This window comes from Mucilaginibacter sp. (genome assembly GCF_028287845.1).
GTDB lineage: Bacteria > Bacteroidota > Bacteroidia > Sphingobacteriales > Sphingobacteriaceae > Mucilaginibacter.
On the sequence record NZ_JAQBOW010000147.1, the window covers coordinates 1 to 17,543 of the forward strand.

A 17,543-nucleotide genomic window follows, 5' to 3' on the forward strand; every position below is an offset into this window, starting at 1 on the left:
ACCTGACTCTCAAAAATATCGGTTTTAGAGATTTACAGCTAAGTGTGCTTGATAGAAATAGTACAATAGTTAAGAGCAAGGTTATAAACGACCCGTACGGTAATTTGAATTTTAAATTTACATTACCGGATAAGAAAGATTACAAACACTTGTTTATACAAGCTGAAGACAACAGTAAATATGCCGATTGGCGTAAAATAATTATCCCGCTGCAATTAACAACGCCGGCAAATACTGATTTGCAATTTATGCCCGAGGGTGGGGTATTATTAGCGGGTCAGCCTAATCTGGTTGGTTTTAAAGCTATTGATGAGGAGGGTAAAGGCGTTGCAGAAATAAAAGGGGAGATATACAATAATACGATGCAACAGGTCGCTTCATTTCAATCTACTCATAAAGGGATGGGTTCTTTTACATTTATACCAAAGGCAGGCGAAACTTATACGGCAAAAGTTACCTATGCTGATAGTATTACAAAAAGCTACCCGCTTCCGGGGGTAAAAAATAGCGGGATAGCCATACAGGTTGCAGCGATACCCGGTAAAGATTCTCTTGAACTACATGTAGTTGCAACTGCTGATATAATGAATAGCGGCAAAAGATTTACATTAGTAGGGCAGGCAAGGGATAGTATATATTACGAAGATATATTTTCTGTTAATAAGCCCATCCTGAAAATTATATCAAAAAAGGTATTTCCTACAGGTATCACTAAATTTATTTTGCTCGATGCGGCTAATGAGCCCGTAACAAGGCGAATGGTATTTATTGATCATAACGATGAATTAAATATTAAGGTGAGCAGCAACAAAGCAAATTACGGTACGCGTGATAGTGTTTCTTTACAAGTATATGTAACAGATGCAACAGGTAAACCGGTAAAAGGTAATTTTTCATTGGCGGTAACAGATGATAATGAAGTAAAAGCACCCGACGCAACTGCTGAAAATATGGTGAGTTATATGTTATTAAGCGCAGATATAAAAGGTAATATTGAAGATCCCGCTTATTATTTTATGCAAAAGAATAAAGACAGGCTGAAAGCATTGGATAACTTGTTGCTAACACAAGGATGGGCCAGTTATGACTGGGATAATAGTTTTGGCCACACGCCAAAAGTGGAATATGATGCAGAACCTCAATTTACAGTAAAAGGCAGCGTAAGCAATGTTTTTAATAAGCCCATAGCCAATACCGAAATTACTTTAAAATCAGAGTTTCCGCCATTAACACTAACCACCCAAACGGATAAAAAAGGTTGTTTTAGTTTTACTGATTTCCCGGAACTTGAAAAAATAGATTTTATGATTCAGGCTACCAGGGATTTTAATATCGGTTTAAATGTGAATGAGTTTGTACCGCCTGATTTTGACCTGATACAAAATGATGCAACCCCATGGTATGTTAACAGTGACAGTACTTTTGTTAGCTATGTAACTAACAGTAATAAAAAAATTATTACTGAGAATAAAAGGGTAAAGCCCGATGATGCCATTGAGCATGGTAAAAGCCGGTTATTAAAAGAAGTAGTTATCAGGCAACGTCATTATAATCCGCCGCCTACGGTGCATTTATTGCTTGATGAGGAAGATCTGCGTAATGTACGCATCGGGAAAAAACCTGTTAATTTAATGAAGCTGCTTAATCAAAAGGAAAAGCTAAACCAGATGTATAAAATGCTCATTATTGATGAAACGCCTTATATACGTATACAAGAATTGTCTTCAGTTATTTCCCAAGGGGATATCAACCGGTGGTTAGAATCGTACGATACCAATGATATATTGGACATGCGGGTAGAAAGGATGTTTTTGAATACCAAATTAGGCGAAACCCCTGCTTTATGTATCTACATTACCAGCAATTCTCACATGGGGGGCGATATGGCCGGCAACAACGGTTATGCTTATCGCCCTATACCTATTAGTCAGCCACATCAGTTTTATTCGCCGCAATATGTTGCGAAGGCAACTTATAAATTTAATGATTGGCGGGCAACTATTCACTGGGCGCCAGCGATTGAGACGGATGATAATGGAAAAGCAACGGTGTCATTTTTTACAGCGGATAGGGCAGGTACTTATTCGCTTATTTTAGAGGGCGGCGATATGAAGGGTAATGTGGGTTACCAAAGGCAACAATTAAGGGTAGGCAGGTAAGAAAGGGCAAAGGAAGAGTGTCATTTCTCACAATCGTTCGAAATGACACTCTTTATAATTATTTATGTACGGTAGCAGCTGTTTTAGCTTTTACTTTACCTGTACCTTTTGTTTGATTCCAGAAAATATAAGTACCACGATCTGTTGCAGTAATGATATCCATTTTGCCGTCTTTATTCAAATCGGCAACTGTTATATCAGATCCCGCGCCTGAACGGTTATGGACTAATTCGGGTACAAACCGTGCACCCCCTGGTGCCTTTTTATCCCGAACCGTAATATACGCATATACTACACCCGGGCAATAAGGGTAGGGATCAAAATAACTATCCAGATGAGACCAGTAACGTTTACCTGCAATAAAATCAGGTATGCCATCGCCGTTTACGTCGGCAAAGTTGGTTCCATGTAATTCAGAAAAAGTAATGCCACCTGCATTTGTGGTCGAAAAATCATCCATTATCATGTGTTTTACAAAGGTGATTTTGCCGCTTTTATCTCTTTTTTGTTCAAACCATCCCAAGCCAAACCCATGAGCGTTAAGCGCGGTTACCACATCATTTAAACCATCGCCATTTACATCATACACGGCCATTATACTACCCCCAACGGCACCGCTCCAGTGGCCGTAACGCGAAAATGCTTCAGGGTGATATTTCCATACTCCTGTGTCCAATCCTTTTGCCGGTTGTTCCCACCAGCCATTAGGATTGATAATATCTATGCGCCCATCGCCATTAATATCGCCAACACCAATACCATGGCCCAGCCCATATCCTTTTGCAGATACGGCATGCAATATCCAGAGTTTATTACCACCTTCCGGATTTATCTTGCTATAATATACTGTTCCGCCCGAAGAAAAAACCAGTTCGGGCTTTCCGTCACCGTCAATATCTTTAAATGTGGTAACCTCGTCAGTATTTAAGTTTAAAGCATCATACTCATCCCAGCGGCGCGATTCACCTTTAGGGTTAATATATACTCTTGGATGGCCGGCAGCGCCAACTATTACATCGGGCCAGCCATCGCCATTAACATCAAAAGCATACTGGCAATTTATCAGCGCAAACTCCCGGGATGGGTTATAAGTTTGCCCGAAAAATATTTCCTGGTAGTGGGTATAATCCGGCCCGAAATAGATGTAGGGCCCAGATACAATATCTGTATAACCGTCTTTGTTAAAATCAGCAGCAGCGGCACTGAATGAATAAAACATATCACTAATACGCTGTGCTTTAAAGCGGGATGAACTTGCTTCTTTAGGTGTATACAATATATGAACATCTTTATATTTTATATCCTTAAACTGTACTTCGCCGGTACCACTTGCATATAAAGCGATAGGGCCATAGCCTTGCCCGCCTTTCTCTACAAGGTCATCAGTAGCGCCACCTTGAAAATCACCTCCGTCATTAATAAATTTCCGGATAATGTTAAAATCAACAATCACTTCAAACTGGTTCCAGTCGCCCGCAACTATGGCAGATGAAGTACGCGGTATAGGCAAATCTGTTGGACCGGCAGGACGGCCGCCACCGGCACCGCCCCCACGACGACGACCCGCGGCTGTTCCACCGGCAGGTGCTGCAGGAGGTTTAGGTGCAATACGTATAATATTTCCGGCCCCTCTCAGTTGCTCACGCGATAGCTCCTTGCCTTGTGCATCCAAAGTAACGCGGTAGGTTGTGGCTACGTTATCTTTTATGGCAACCAGTAAGGCTTTATAGCCGTCGCCGGTTTTTTCCATACGCACTAAAACCCCTGCTTCACTGCCCGGTGCGGCTTTTATAAGCAAGTGTACAGCAACATCCTGAAAAGATTTATCCGACGCCAGCAACGCTGTACCACCATTTGCATTTACAGTTATTTCACCATTTCGGGCTTGCCACGCGGCAGCACCTAATGTATGCCAGGCCGTAAGACTTGATCCTTTAAAGGAATAATCAGGCTCAAAGCTTAAGCCGCGCCCATTTACATCCCACGGTATTTCCTGTCCAAATGAGCAGGCAGCTAAGCCAACAAATAAGAGAGTGATAAAAAAATATTTCATTTTAATAATTTGAGGTTTAATATTTTGTGGTACTCATGCTATTTCGACGCCATATCTACAGGTTTAAACTTATCAAAACCGTCTGGTTTTATTGGTGATAATTGTAGTTGTTTAGCTGCAGTTTTTACGCCCCCTTTTGGTACGTCTATACCAGCTGTCCACACAATCTCGTTCAGAACAAAGCGAAGGTAATTTTCATTCAGCAGCGCCGAATGGTAATCCATACCACCCCATAGCACACCACGTTGTTTACCTTTTTCATAAACTGAGGCAATACCCCTTGGGCTTATAACACCTTTAGGTAAGCCAGCTTCACTTTGGTTGGTTTGAGGCGATTCTCCCATCAGCAGATCCGTACGGTATGGATCGCCCGGATTTACTAAGAGCCGTGAAAATATCTCATCCTTATAAGTCCATGGGTTAACACCACGCAGGATAGGGTGTTTTTCCGCAGCTTTAATAGGCGTTACTTTCCAGAAACCTAATGGGTTTTGTGTATAACCCGGCATGGCTACTTCGCCGAACCACTTCATATAATGATTTACAGCTGCCGGTGCAGCACCGTCGGTAGCAATACCCCAGTGTATTACCATAATGCCCATACCTGCCGCTTGTAAGCTATCTATCTGATCCAGGTAATCTAATGTTGCTTTATCATAATTTTTTTGATCTTTTGGCAAAGGTGGCAAAAGCGGATGCGTACGCGTTTGTGTACTGGTTACAGAGCTGCATTCTACAATAATGGCATCCACGCCTTTTAAATCTTCTATATTAAGCGCATCTCTTTCGTACAGAAATTTGGTTATAATTTTTACACCTTTAACATTGCTTATACTATCAATACAATGTTGTAATACCAATAGGTCCCTGCGGGTTTCATGCCTGCCTGTTCCTTCTTTACCTACGTGGTCCTTTGGCCCGGCCAGGAAATAAATTGTTTTTGTTGGTATCTGTGCCAATGCAGGATTAAATCCTGCAAAAAATAATGCGAGAACACATACTATCCCGAATATCCGGAATGGTGATGCGTTAGTTTTTTGATTTAATGTGTCAGTCATGATTCGGGTATATTTAAGTTTATAATTGGTTTATTATTTAATATTAGCTTTTACGCGTTCTATGGTCCAGGCTGCTACTTTTTCGTAATCAATATCAGGCTGATAACCACTCCATTGGGCTATCATGTAATTGCCTTTAAAGCCAAGGCTTTCAGAAAGCTGCATGCATTTGTCAAAGTCATAAGATGTGTGCTCTAATTTACCGTCGACATTAGTAAACGTGCCAACTTTGGCCGATACGATATACGCATACGGTATGATTTTGGCCAAGTTATCATACATGATATTTACATTGTTGTAGTTGCCAAAATCCGGCTCGGTATATAAGCCGGGAGTTCCTTTAATTATAGCCACATGGTTATCAGCATTTAATTCAAGGCCAGTATGGTTGGCAGTTATTATGGTCAGATTTTTACTTTTTGCATAGGGTAACAGCTCTGTAAATGATTTAATGCAGTTTTCTACAGTTCCCTGCGGGTTCCTGCCTGCCCTGCCTCCGGGATTTACCCGTACGCATTTAGAGCCAAGAAACGAGGCGCTATCCATCCATCTTTTTGCATGGTCAATACCTGCTTGTCTTTTGTCTTCATCTATAGAAGAAAGATCATAGCCTGTTTTGTCGAATTGTGAGCTGTCAAATTGCACATCTAATAATTCGCATTTGGCAGCTTTTATTTTTTTCTTCAACTCAGTCAGATAACCCTCGTCAAGCGATTCGAAATGTTCACTCCAGAATTCTATTTTCTTTATCCCATACATATCCCTGTGATGTTGGGGGATATCCATCAGCGTAAGCTCATTCTTAATGGTTTCTACACCCTTTGGTTTGGTTTGCTTAAACCTGTCCCTAAATAGGAGAGTACCCATAGCTATGCGATCCATTTTATCTTTCGCGGGTACAAATTTTGCAAATGATGGCGCGGCCATGGCGGTTAATGCCAAACCTGAGGACTGGAATATGAAATTTCTTCTATTCATTATGCTTTAATATTGGCTTTTAAATGCTCAATTGTCCAGTTGGCAATTTCATCATTGGTGATATTTGCCGCAGGCCATTTACCGCTCCATTGCGCCACCATATAAGTGCCCTTAAACCCTAAGCTCTCGGCAAGTTGAACGCATTTGTCAAAATCGTAAGATGTGTGTTCCAGTTTACCATCAGCATTTTTAGTAAAATCAACTACTTTGGCAGAAACGATATAAGCGTATGGAATTATCTTAGCCAATGACTCGTACATATTTGGCGCACCGTTATAATTTCCAAAATCAGGTTCGGTGTATATTCCCGGTACTCCTTTAACTATAGCAACGTGCTTATCAGCATCAGTTTCAATACCAAAATGGTTGGCTGTGATAATAATTAACCCTTTGCTCTTGGCATAAGGCAACAACTCCTGGAATGATTTTATGCTTTGCTCAACCGTACCGGTAGGGCGGCCGGGGTTAACCCTTACGCATTTAGAGCCTAAAAATGCTGAACCATCCATCCATTTTTTAACATGTGCTACGCCTGCTTTTCTTTTCTCTTCATCCGCGTTAGCAAGATCATAGCCTTCATGATCAAATGGTGAACTGTCAAATTGCACATCCAATAATTCGCAACCCGCAGATTTGATTTTACCCTTTACCGCAGTTAGGTAAGCTTCGTCAAACGATTCTATATTTTCGCTCCAAAACTCTAATTTTTTAATGCCAAACTTTTCACGGTGGTGTTGCGGCAAATCCATAATGGTTAGCTCGTCCTTTATTTCGGTTACACCTTTTGGTTTGGTTTGCCTGAACTGCGATCGCCATAACAATGTGCCCATTGCCAGCCGATCCATCTTATCTTTTGGCATAGCAAACTTCGCAAATGCAGGGGCAGTAATAGCTGCTAATGCCAGTCCCGATGTTTGGTATACAAATTTTCTTCTGTTCATAATATGCTGATTTGGTCTTTATTACTTCCTTTTAGGCAATGCAAATACAAGATAGCCTTTTGGTACATCTTCTTCCTTCTTTGTTTTATCCATTAATGGCCCGCATGAAACTACAACCAAATATTGGCGACCGTCTTTTTCAAACATGGCAGGCACTCCGTTAGGATTGTTTCGTTGCAGATCGTACTGCCATATTTTTTTACCGTTTTCTGCGTCATAACAATAAATATGCCCATCTCTGCTGGTGGCAAATACCAACCCCGAAGCAGTAATTACCATGCCTTTATTTGATGAGCCACCCGGGAACCCCAATCCGTCTATACCAACTTTCGGATCGGTACCATGTCCTATTGTCCATTTCATAATGCCTTTATTCAAGTCATAACAGGCAATGCCACACCATGGCGGCGCTAACAGGTTAGCAACATCTACCCCATAACCGCGGCTCTCGGCATACTCAGATTTGCCACCGGTATGGCCTTCGGGATAATCTTTCATCCCCTGTGTATAGCCTGTTGATTTTATAGGCGCGCTTCCTGAAGCTACAACCGGCCCCAATGGTATAGTTTCTACGGTTACACCACGGCCACCGCGACCACGGCCGGCAGATGGCGCCAGGAACGCGTAAATAGAAGAAATAGCAGCCTCGTCCAAATGTGGCTGAGCCTGCATTCTTCCCCGGCCCTGTGTTAAAATAGTTTTAAATTCGTCGGCTGATATTCTGCTTCCTATGTTAAGCAGTGAAGCACCGTTTCCGGGTATACCGCCCCGGTCTTCGCCATGGCATGCCTGGCAATTTTGTATGTAAGCGGTCTTTCCGGCAGCAGCAGCACGCGCTGCTGCTGCCGGGTTGCCGCCACCGCCGCCCCGTGTTGCAGAATGATCTACTTTTTTAAGTTGATAGATACACGGCTCGTTTGAGAATAATACATACACCAATCCTTTATCAGGGTTGGCGGCTGTGTTTTCAAAATTAGCGCCGCCAAATGCTCCGGGTATGCTAACTACTTCATATTTATCAGAAAGTGGCTGGAACGGTGCCGATTTAGCAGCAGCCAGTCTTGGTCCCCATTTTGCTTTTTCTTCGGGAGTAAAATATGGGTTCAAATCGCTCAACAGCGCTATATGTTTAGTAAAAGGAGGGATAACTGTTGGGATAGGTTGTGTGGGCCAGGCGTGTTCATTTGGCATATCACTTGGCGGAACCGGGGTTTCTACAATGGGCCATATAGGTTTGCCGGTAACACGGTCCAATACATACAGGTATCCGCCTTTAGAAGCGCCTGCCACTACATCAACTTTTTTACCGTTATGGTTTATAGTAACCAGTTGCGGGGCGGCGGTCATATCATAATCCCAAAGATCATGGTGCACGGTTTGGAAATGCCATATATATTTTCCGGTACGGGCATCAAGCGCCAGGATACAGTTTCCGTATAAGTTCATACCTTCACGGTCAGAGCCATCATAATCATAAGTTGGCGAACCAAGCGGAAAATATGCTATGCCTCGTTTTTCGTCGATAGATATATCTCCCCAGGCATTTGTTCCGCCTGCATATTTATAAGCATCCTTTGGCCAGGTTTCATAACCGGGCTCACCCGGGAAAGGTATAGTATGAAATATCCATACTTGTTTTCCGGTTATTACGTCAAATGCCCTAACATGGCCCGGACCTGAAAATAAGGCCTCACCAGGAAAAGATCCAAGAATAAGCAGGTTTTCAAAAATATGACCGGGTGAAGTAGGTACTACGCGAGAAAAAAGTGAAGTATCGCGGTCAAGGCCCTGTTTAAGATCAACCGATCCATGATCGCCAAAAGTTAATATGGATTTGCCGGTAATAGCGTCAATAGCTTGTAGCGAATTACCAAAGCAGGTAAGCAGGCGCTTTTGTTTTTTATCCTTGCTTTGCCAAAAGTTGATGCCACGCTGGGTTATGCCACGCAGGTTGGAGTGTATCCATATCTCTTTTCCTGTCGCGGCGTCCATCGCTACAAGCGAGTTGTTTTTTGCCAGCAAATACATTATGCCATCAACAATAATGGGGTTAAACTTGTAATATTCTGTTTTATCGCCCGATGGGTATACATATTCAACCTTTAACTGGTTAATATTTTGTTTGTTGATTTGTGTAAAATCAACAAATTTAGAATGGTCAGGGCCGCCGCCGTAATCTTTCCATTGCGAGTGTTGTTTGGTAACAGCATTCGATTTCTTTTTAGATACCGGTTTGGTGTTTTTTGGAACAATAGCGGCAATACATGCTACACCCATTAGCAACAGCGCCGCGGCTTTTATACTTTTTGAACTATGTAATTTATTTAAGGTTGATCTCATCTTCTTCAATTATTTCAATTTAGGCAATGCGAATACAATGTATCCCTTAGGCACATCTTCGTCTTTTTTAGTTTTATCAATTAAACCACCTGCAGAACATACTACTAAATATTGGCGCCCGTTTGATTCGTACATGGCAGGTATGCCACCCGTATCGGCCCTTTGCAGGTCATACTCCCATAAAATTTTACCATTATCAGCATCAATGGCCCGTAGCTTCCCATCTTTACAGGTGGCAAATATTAATCCCGATTTGGTGATAACCATACCTTTGTTTTGTGTTCCGTTTGGAAGGCCCATGCCTTTTGTGCCGTTTTTAGCATCGTCACCAAGGCCAATTCTCCATTTCATAGCACCTGTATTCAGGTCATAAGCGGCTATACCACACCATGGTGGCGATAATATATTTGGTGCAGGCGACCCCCAGTTGCTGGCTTCAACATACTTAACTCTTTTGCCTGTATAACCTTCGGGATAATCTTTCATACCACCGCCGCCAAAACCAGGGCCAGCCGGTGCTGCACCAGGTTTTAAAGGCGCCCCGCCCGAAGCTACTACCGGTCCGTCAATTACCGGTGGTGTTGCATTATCTGCACCACGGCCTCGTCCCCCGCGTACTGCCGGGGCCAGGTAAGCATATATATTAGCAACAACACTATCTTCTAAATGCGGAAAACTTGGCATCCGTCCACGGCCCGCGCTTATAACGCTTTTAAAAGCATCAAGCTGTACTCTTCCACTTAATGTAAGCAGGGTAGGAGCACCCCCGGTTATACCGGCCTTGTCTGCACCATGACATGATTGGCAGTATTGCGCATAGGCAATCTGGCCCTTAATATTACCGGCAACTGCGCCAAAATTGGCACCGCCCATTCCCTGGCCAGCCTCTGGCCTTGGTTTTAATTTGTAAAAATCTGATAGTTCCTGGAACATCACATATACCAATCCCTTATCCGGATTTGCGGCTGTGTTGCCATAATTGGCACCACCAACCGATCCGGGATTTGAAAGTACCTCGTATTTATCAGAAAGCGGCATATATGGTCCTGATTTAGCAGCCAATAGCCTCGTGGTCCATTTTGCTTTTTCTTCGGGCGTAAAGTATGGGTTCATGTCATCAATGGTAACAATGTGCCTGTTAAATGGCGGTATTACCGTTGGGAAAGGCTGCGTAGGCGATGATTTTTCATCGGGCATTTCACTCTTTGGTACCGGGCGCTCTTCTATCGGCCATAACGGCTCGCCGGTGATACGGTTAAACGCATATAAGAAACCATTTTTTCCGGCAACCGCTACTGCTTCAACCTTTTTACCATTATGGTTAACGGTGATCAATTGCGGGGCGGCGGTCAAATCATAATCCCAGATATCATGGTGCACCACCTGGAAGTGCCATAAGTGCTTGCCTGTTTTAGCATCCAAAGCCAAAATACAATTACCATATAAGCCATTGCCCGGGCGGTCGGCACCATCATAATCATAAGTAGGCGAGCCCAAAGGGAAGTAAGCAATACCGTGTTTTTCGTCGACAGATATTTCTCCCCAGGTATTTATAGCGCCTACATATTTGTAAGAATCTTTATAATCCCATGTTTCGTAGCCGGGTTCGCCAGGTTGGGGGATAGTGTGGAATATCCATTCTTGCTTTCCGGTAAGGATATTAAATGCCCTAACATGGCCCGGACCTGAAAACAGGTTTTCGCCGGGCGATGAACCTACCAATATCAGGTTTTTATAAACGTGGCCGGGAGAAGTTGATGAGCCTGTACGGAACAGTGAAGGATCGCGGTCAAGGCCCTGTTTAAGGTCGACAGAACCGTTATCGCCAAACGTCAATATTGTTTTACCGGTGATGGCATCAATTTCCTGTAAGGTACTGCCTAAGGTTACAATAAGGCGTTTTTGCTTTTTATCAGGACTTTGCCAGAAATTAATGCCCCGCTGGCCTATCCGCAGGTTGATATGTATCCATATTTCTTTACCCGTTGTTGCATTAATGGCTATCAGCGACATGTTTTTGGCCTGCACATACATTACATTATCAACAATAATGGGGTTGAATTTATAAGCTTGCTTATCGCCGCTTGAATAGACAAAGGCAGGCTCCAGCTTAGTTACGTTTTGTTTGTTGATCTGGGTAAAATCAACAAATTTAGAGTGGTCAGGTCCGCCGCCAAAATCATTCCACTCGGTATGTTGTTTGGGGATTAATGAAGCTGACGTTTTTTTCTTGGCTGATGTGCTTTTTTTAGGAGTTTGGGCCATAGCGCCATAACCAATAAAAATCATCATCAAAAGCGCGGCTTTCCCGCTTGTTGAGGTAAATAATTTGGTTATTGTTACAGGGTTGGGTTTCATGATTAACTATAATTGGTTTGGTTGGTTATTTTTTTGATGGAAGCGCGAAAACAATATACTGTCTTGGCACCTCGGCATTTGGTTTTGATTTATCTATTTGGTCTGATACAGAACAGATGGCCATGTATTGCTTGCCATTTACCTGGTACATGGTAGGCAAACCATCAGGTACACGGGGTAGTTTTACCTGCCATAATAAGTTTCCGTTGTCTTCGTCGTAAGCATATATCCTGCCATCCAAACAGGTGGCGAATATGATTCCGGTAGAGGTTACTATCATACCTTTATGCTGCGAGCCAACAGGCAGGCCGGTATCTTTTCCGCCCAGCTTATCATCGTTGCCTAATGCTCTTTTCCATTTTATTTTGCCCGTATTCAAATCATAAGCTGCAATTGCCGACCATGGCGGCGACAATAAATTTGGATAGCCTAAACCATAGCTGGTGGTAGAGCCATCCGTATACTTTTCTTTTGGAGGAGTTACTCCCGCAGGATAATCGCGCATAGGTTTGGTAGGCATTTTTTGAAATTCCTCGCCACCCGGCGCACCGCCCGATGCTACCACCGGGCCGTCAATCTTGGTTACATCGGTCGCCTGGAAATCACCACGGCCGCCACGCGCACCTGCGCCGCCGCCTCTTTGGCTTGCGGCTGATGAAAGAAATTTATATATGGCAGTAACGTTTTGATCGCCAAGGTGAAGAAAGGACGGCATTAGCGCCCGACCTGTACTTACAATTGTCTTGAAATTATCAAAATTGACCCGGTTGTTAATATCAACAAGGTTAGGCCCCAAACCACCTGTATGGTCAACTCCATGGCAGGTTTGGCAATTTTGTACATATAAAGCTTTTGCTCTTTCTGTTTCGTCGGCAGATAATGGAATGCGCAGTTCGGCAGGCTCAACTTTTTTCAGTCTGTAAACCGAAGGCTTATCCTGGTAAGAAACGTATACATATCCCTTTACCGGGTTGGCAGCAGTGTTCCCGTGGATGGCACCGCCGTTAGCGCCGGGCATGGTAATGGTTTCGTATTTATCAGAAAGCGGTTCAAACAAACCGCTGTGCGCTGCCAGAATGCGTTTGCGCCACGTTTCTTTTTCTGCCGCGGTAAAATATGGGTTAATATCATCAACAGTAACCACCTGCCTGCTAAATGGCGGCACTACCGTTGGTACGGGCTGTGTGGGCCATGATTCTTCGTCCGGCATAGTGCTTTTTGGTACCGGTTTTTCGTCTATCGGCCAAAGGGGCTCGCCGGTAACACGGTTAAATACAAATAGGAAGCCTTGTTTGGTAGCTTGTGCCACCGCATCAACCTTTTGGCCGTTGTGGGTTACAGTAACCAGTTGCGGCGCGGCAGCCGCGTCAAAGTCCCAAAGATCATGGTGCACCATTTGAAAGTGCCAGATGTGTTTACCTGTACGGGCATCGAGCGCCAAAATACAATCGCCATACAAGCCTTTGCCTATACGGTCGGCCCCATAATAATCATAAGTAGGCGCACCTAACGGGAAATAAGCAATACCGCGTTTGACATCAATAGATATTTCGCCCCATGTATTTACGCCGCCCACATATTTATAGGCATCTTTTGGCCAGGTTTCATAACCGGGTTCGCCGGGGAGGGGGATAGTATGAAATATCCACGCCATTTTACCGGTAACCACATTATAGGCACGCAGGTGTCCCGGAGGAGAAAATGTGCTCTCACCAGGTGATGAACCCAAAAGTATCAGATCGTCATATATAGCACCCGGCGAGGTAGAGGTAACACGGGTCATAGCTTCCGGATCACGGTCCAGTCCTTCCCTAAGGTTAACAGCACCATTAGTGCCAAATGTAAGTATGGATTTACCCGTTTGCGCGTCTATTTCCTGCAAAGTATTGTTCATGCAAAAAATAAGGCGCCGATCTTTTCTGTCCTTGCTCTCCCAATAATTCATACCTCGTTTTGACGCGGTGTTTAAGCCGGTATGTATCCAAATCTCTTTGCCATTTGTGGCATCCAGTGCTACCAGCGAATTATTTTTCGCCAATACATACATTACATTGTCTACAATTAAAGGGTTGAACTTATAACTCGAAACATTGTCGCCGGTAGAGTAAGTCCAGGCAACTTGCAGTTGGTTTACATTTTTTTTAGTGATCTGGTTAAGTGTGGTATATTTCGACTGATCGGGCCCGCCGCCATACTCTCGCCAGTTTGTATAAGGATCAACATAATTGCTGTTAGCGTAAATGGCTTTTTTGGTCATGCAACCAAAACAAATGGCTATTGCAACTAATACTATGGTTGCCACAGTACCCCAAATGCGCACCGGCGATAGTTTGATCTTTTTAAAGTTCATATAAAGGTTTATTCGATAGTTATCAGGTTAAAAAAAACGACAAGCATAGCTATGCCATTTAAATAAAACATAAATAAAAATGTATACTTAGTGTACTGGGTTAATTGGTGCAATCGATATCAAATATAAATTATATAATATATATTTTACCAAATTGTACCCAGAATGTTACGCTACTACATCGATTTCGCAAGGGTTACCCTATCAACTTAGTAGTAATTGAGAATGTGTGTTTAAACGGTTATTCGTGATTTGTTTTTCCGCGGAAACTGTAGAAAAGATAAAATAGGGAAGGAAGAATAAATAAACTACCAATTAATAAGGCAATGCCCAGGTCATCAATGGTTTTTGAGGTGGCATGATTGGTTAATAAGGAAAGGTTTTTATTGTTCTTACCCATAATAAAGTTAGGGTAATGCGTATAGCCAACTGATAATAATATCATACTCACCTGGAACGCGGCAAATACGCGCGCTATTTGTTTCTTACCGCGGCTTATGGTTACCCAAAGCAATATTAAAGAAATGAATGCGGCTATTACCGCTGTAAGGCTTACCGGGTTGCCAAATATCCAGTGCGCCATGTGGATGTTTAGTGTTTCGGCAGCTAAGAATACCAGTCCGCCGCAAAAGAAGGCAACCATATTAAGCACTTTAGCTTTTTTAATAAAGCGTTTAACATCAAATTCATCCGTAGCTTCGCCAACCAAATATATGGCTGCCAGGAATCCGCAAAGCGAAACGGTAAATAAACCTACCGCTACAGAGAACCAGTTTAACCAGCTAAAAATATAGGCTGATAAAAAGTCAGTAGCTTCAAAATCAATTTGTCTGGAAATGGCGCTGCCTGCTATGATGCCTAAAAACAACGGCGTTAAAAAGCTGGAGTAAACAAATATGTTATTATAAAGCATCTGGGTTCGTTCGCCTTTTATCGCATCATAATTACGAAACGCGAAGGCGGTACCACGGGCAATAATGCCTAATAACATAATGAGCAACGGAATATGCAAATAAGTACACATTTTGCTATATATATCCGGAAAACCAACAAATAAAATTACTACAGCAATTATAAGCCACATGTGGTTGGCCTCCCAGATTGGCCCTATGGCCTGATACATGGTGCTGCGGGTGCGGTGCTTATTATCAGTTGAGGTAAATAGCTCAATAATACCCGCGCCAAAATCGGCACCACCTAACAGGAAGTACAGCAAAATGGCGAAAAACAGGAAGATAATTACTACGGTTAACATATTTTTTTAGAATCAAGAGATAAGAATCAAGAGACAAGAATCAAGAAAATAATGGTTAAATAAATCACTATAAGCAAACCCATCAAAGCAGCCGTTTATCTTGATTCTTACATCTTGATTCTTGTCTCTATTATTTAACATCATATAACTCAGGCACCATTTTAATTTGCCTTTGCAGCAGGAATATTACCGCTAAACTCAACGTAAAATATATAAAACTAAACAGGTAAAACGAATAGTGTATACCCGGCATGGGCGTAATGGCCTCGCTGGTGCGCATTATACCCTGTATTATCCAGGGCTGGCGGCCAACTTCGGTAACTGTCCACCCGGCTTCCAGCGCGATAAACCCTAACGGGGTAGCGATGATAAATAACTTTAAGAACCATGTTTTTGATAGCCAGCTTCGCTTTTTCCATAAGGCGATGAAATATAATACACCTATCAGCATGGTTAGCATACCTATGCCTACCATTACCTGGAAAGCATAATGGGTAACCGCCACATTTGGCTGATCTTTAACCGGTATGGTATCCAGTCCTTTAACTTCCTGTTTAAAATTGTCGTTCACTAAAAAACTGAGCAGGCCGGGTAACTCTATGGCATAGTTAACTTTTTTGGCAGCAGTATCGGGTATCCCGCCAATAATTAATGGCGCATAGGTTTGCGTATGAAAATAAGCCTCCATAGCGGCTAACTTAGCGGGCTGGTGCTTAGCCGCGTGTTTGGCAGATATATCGCCGCTTAGCGGTTGTAAAATTGCCGCCGCGGCTCCAAATACAATAGCTATTTTAAAAGCTTTGGTATGAAATTCAATATTTTGTTTGCGATAGATCATCAGCGCGTGTATACCGGCCACGGCAAACCCCGTTGCCGAGAACGCGGCTATCGTCATGTGTAATGATTCAGAAAACCAGGCGCCGTTAAACATGGCCTTCATGGGGTCGATGTTAAGGTATTGGCCGTTCACATAATCAAAGCCTGAAGGGCTGTTCATCCATGAATTGGCCGATACTACCAAAATGCCCGAAAGTATTCCGCTAATGCCTACCAGAACCCCTGTAAACCAATGGAACCATTGGTTGAACCTGTTCCATCCGTATAGAAAAAAGCCCAGCGCAATTGCTTCAATAAAAAAAGCTACCCCCTCTAACGAAAACGGCATGCCAAATATGGGCCCCGCATGTTCCATGAATTTTGGCCACAGTAAACCAAGTTCAAACGATAACATAGTGCCCGATACAGCGCCCGTTGCAAAAAATATAGCTACGCCTTTGCTCCAGGCTTGCGTAATGTTTTTATAAACCGGGTTTTGGGTTTTGATGTATTTATAGTGTGATATAGCCATAAAAACAGGCATCACCATACCAATACAGGAATATATGATGTGAAAACCCAGCGAAAGGGCCATTTGTGATCTGGCTGCTAAAAAGTCATTCATGTTTATATTGGTGATAAAACAAGATGGGTAAAGATAAATGTATCCGGATTAATAGCGCAGTAAATAACTAATAATAAAAATTATAAATATTGATTTTAAATTAGGATCAGGTTAGATCAGGGTCAATGTCATTAATTTAAGTTAAGGAAATTTACCAATAAAAATGTCATTTCGAAGGAGGTACGAGAGAGAAATCTATACAAGACAGGTTCAGCGACTTATCCGTGTATAGATCTTTCACTATGTTCGATGACAGATCTCTTAATTTAATGACATTGGGGTCAGGTTAGGTCAGGTAGACCAGGGTAGACTTTTCAATTTAAAACACCTAATTTTATACCATGAACACACCCGAACAAAACTTTGCCGCATTGGGCCTAAAGCTCCCTCCTGCACCAAAACCCATTGGCGTTTACAAACCATGTTTAGTGGTTGGAAATTTTTTATATGTATCTGGTCACGGAACATTTAAAGAGGACGGCAGCTTGGTAATTGGCCGCGTTGGCGAAACCATGAATGCCGAAGATGGTAAACACGCTGCCCAGTTGGTTGGCCTTGCTATACTATCAACAATAAAAAATCATTTGGGTAGTTTGGATAAAGTGAAACG

11 protein-coding genes are annotated in these 17,543 nt (G+C 42.8%); 2 read left to right on the top strand and 9 right to left on the bottom strand.

Annotation, left to right across the window (positions count from 1 at the left end; translation table 11 throughout):
• Positions 1-2,159 (top strand): carboxypeptidase-like regulatory domain-containing protein (locus JWP71_RS14370; protein ID WP_299501281.1); only part of this gene is annotated, 2,159 nt, incomplete at its 5' end.
• Between the two features lie 58 nt (positions 2,160-2,217).
• Here JWP71_RS14370 and JWP71_RS14375 read toward each other — a convergent pair.
• The 9 genes from JWP71_RS14375 to JWP71_RS14415 all read right to left on the bottom strand — a co-directional run bounded on the left by JWP71_RS14375 (position 2,218) and on the right by JWP71_RS14415 (position 16,933).
• Entirely contained in the window at positions 2,218-4,212 is a 1,995-nt protein-coding gene (locus JWP71_RS14375) for an FG-GAP-like repeat-containing protein (protein ID WP_299501284.1), read from the bottom strand.
• Positions 4,213-4,250: 38 nt separating this feature from the next.
• The gene (locus JWP71_RS14380; protein ID WP_299501286.1) at positions 4,251-5,270 is read right to left on the bottom strand and encodes a hypothetical protein; all 1,020 of its coding nucleotides are present in this window, start codon (positions 5,268-5,270) and stop codon (positions 4,251-4,253) included.
• A gap of 33 nt (positions 5,271-5,303) precedes the next feature.
• The gene (locus JWP71_RS14385) at positions 5,304-6,248 is read right to left on the bottom strand and encodes a TIM barrel protein (protein ID WP_299501288.1); all 945 of its coding nucleotides are present in this window, start codon (positions 6,246-6,248) and stop codon (positions 5,304-5,306) included.
• Positions 6,248-7,189: a TIM barrel protein gene (locus JWP71_RS14390; protein ID WP_299501291.1), complete on the bottom strand. Its 942-nt coding sequence runs from the start codon at positions 7,187-7,189 to the stop codon at positions 6,248-6,250. The genes JWP71_RS14385 and JWP71_RS14390 overlap by 1 nt, the downstream gene beginning before the upstream one ends.
• 21 nt (positions 7,190-7,210) lie before the next feature.
• On the bottom strand, positions 7,211-9,529 hold the full coding sequence (locus JWP71_RS14395; RefSeq protein ID WP_299501293.1) for a PQQ-binding-like beta-propeller repeat protein: 2,319 nt from the start codon (positions 9,527-9,529) through the stop codon (positions 7,211-7,213).
• Between the two features lie 9 nt (positions 9,530-9,538).
• Positions 9,539-11,887 (bottom strand): PQQ-binding-like beta-propeller repeat protein, encoded by a 2,349-nt coding sequence (locus tag JWP71_RS14400; protein WP_299501294.1) that lies wholly within the window; start codon positions 11,885-11,887, stop codon positions 9,539-9,541.
• A gap of 25 nt (positions 11,888-11,912) precedes the next feature.
• On the bottom strand, positions 11,913-14,237 hold the full coding sequence (locus JWP71_RS14405; RefSeq protein ID WP_299501296.1) for a PQQ-binding-like beta-propeller repeat protein: 2,325 nt from the start codon (positions 14,235-14,237) through the stop codon (positions 11,913-11,915).
• Between the two features lie 241 nt (positions 14,238-14,478).
• Positions 14,479-15,492, bottom strand: a complete 1,014-nt coding sequence (locus JWP71_RS14410) for a cytochrome d ubiquinol oxidase subunit II (RefSeq protein WP_299501298.1) — start codon at positions 15,490-15,492, stop codon at positions 14,479-14,481.
• A 130-nt stretch (positions 15,493-15,622) separates the two neighbouring features.
• A complete protein-coding gene (locus JWP71_RS14415) occupies positions 15,623-16,933 on the bottom strand; it encodes a cytochrome ubiquinol oxidase subunit I (RefSeq protein WP_299501300.1) in 1,311 nt (436 codons plus the stop codon).
• Positions 16,934-17,274: 341 nt separating this feature from the next.
• Here JWP71_RS14415 and JWP71_RS14420 point away from each other — a divergent pair.
• Positions 17,275-17,543, top strand: a 269-nt coding sequence (locus JWP71_RS14420; RefSeq protein WP_299501302.1) for a RidA family protein, incomplete at its 3' end; no start/stop codon positions are given.